At 38.3% G+C, this 1,830-nt stretch carries 1 protein-coding gene; it reads right to left on the reverse strand.

What is annotated here, in order from left to right:
- Positions 1-95: 95 nt before the first annotated feature.
- Complete coding sequence (locus ABDZ91_RS14225; RefSeq protein ID WP_343800048.1) at positions 96-1,670, reverse strand: IS1182 family transposase; 1,575 nt, start codon at positions 1,668-1,670, stop codon at positions 96-98.
- Positions 1,671-1,830: the final 160 nt, after the last annotated feature.

The raw sequence follows: 1,830 nt of genomic DNA on the forward strand, positions 1-1,830 counted from the left end.
AAAGAGGCTGGGACAAATCTAGCTGAAGTTAAGAAAAAAGATTGTGGTCAACGTTTTTAATGACCACAATCTTTTTGTATTTGTATATTTATTTGTTATTTTGCGCTCATGGCGGCGAACTTTCTTATGTTCACCGCCATGAGCGCAAATCCTAATTCATTTTTCACCCTCTCTTTGCCCCTTACGGACATCCGAGTGAAACCCAAATTAGCCTTCAGAAATCCAAAAACTGGCTCTACGTCCGTCTTACGTTTACCGTAGATTTCGCCTGTTTTCTTTTCCGAAAGCATCTCTTTTGTCTTATTCTTTTGTTGTTCCCATTTATCGTTATGTAGGATTTTTCGATTATTGCCCTCTTTTGCTTTCGTACATTGGGAGCGGAAAGGGCAACCCGAACAGTCCTCACACTCGTACACTTTATACTCACGTGTGAAGCCGTAACGATCTGTCTTCTGAGATGTATACCGGTATGTCAAGTGTTTGCCATTTGGACAAGTGTAAGTGTCGTTTTCATTATCATAATCCCAATTGGTAATATTGAACGTATTTTTTTTATAACTTCTCTTTTTCTCTTTTCGATACAAATTGTACGTCATCAGTGGTACTCGTTTACGGTTTTCTAGCACATCTTGATAATTTTCTTCACTTCCATAACCAGCGTCTGCAACAATGTAGGTTGGAAGTGTAAAGAAATGTTGTTCGATTTGATTTAGAAAGGGAATGAACGTCCGTGTATCTGTTGGATTTGAGAAGATTTCATAAGCCAGTGTAAATTGCCCTTCCGTTGCGATCTGTACATTATAACCAGCTTTCAACTGCCCATTTTTCATATAGTCATCTTTCATTCGCATAAACGTGGCATCACTGTCTGTCTTCGAATAACTGTTTCGCTCGCGGAAGATTTTCATATCCAGTTCATACTTTTGTTTGCGCACCACAAAATCTCGAAACTGTTTAAGATATTGTTTCGGTTCTTTACGCTCGGAACGAAGTGTTTTTCGTTCACCTACGTCTTCACTTGTCTCTATTTTTTGGTTGATTTCTTCTACTTTATCTTCCAATTTGTCTACTACTTCCGAAAGTTCTCCTGTTGAAAGTGCTTCTGGAGTTTCTCTTTCGATTTCAGGGATGATTTGTTTCTCTACCAATTCGTCATACATCTGTTTTGACTTTTCCATTAGGACAGCGCTGTACTTTTCCACTGACTTACGCCAGACAAAAGTAAACTTATTCGCATTAGCTTCTATCTTGGTTCCATCGATGAAAATAGCGTCTTGATCAATGTGTCCTTCCTGAACAAGATGACAACGAAACTGAACAAAACAATCACGAAGAAGTGCTTTAACGTCTGGATGGACACGAAACCGGTTAATGGTTCGATAGCTCGGTTCTTGCCCCTGCGCAAGCCACATCATTCGTACACTATCTAAAAGAAGTGCTTCAATTTTCCGTCCTGAGAAAACAGACTGGGTGTAGGCACATAATATAATTTTCATCATCATGCGAGGATGATAGGCAGGACAGCCGGTTTGCATTTTGAATTGGTCAAAAGCTTCTTCTGGTATCTGTTCTACTATGTCATGGACAGAATAGGCAATGTCATTTTTCTGAAGTTTGATTTCTAAATCTAAAGGTAAAACTACTTGATTCATGATATAATCTTTAAACATAAGGACCCTACTTTCAGATGAAATTTTGTGTGGTAACTTTATTTTATCAAAAGTGGTCCTTATTTTTATCTCATAAATAATCAAAGCCGGTGAAATTTTACTTGTCGTAAAATTTCACCGGCTTTTTCATTTCAAAGAGTGGGTTTTGTCCCAGCCTCTT

The organism is Bacillus carboniphilus, assembly GCF_039522365.1.
Taxonomy (GTDB): Bacteria; Bacillota; Bacilli; order Bacillales; family JC228; genus Bacillus_BF; species Bacillus_BF carboniphilus.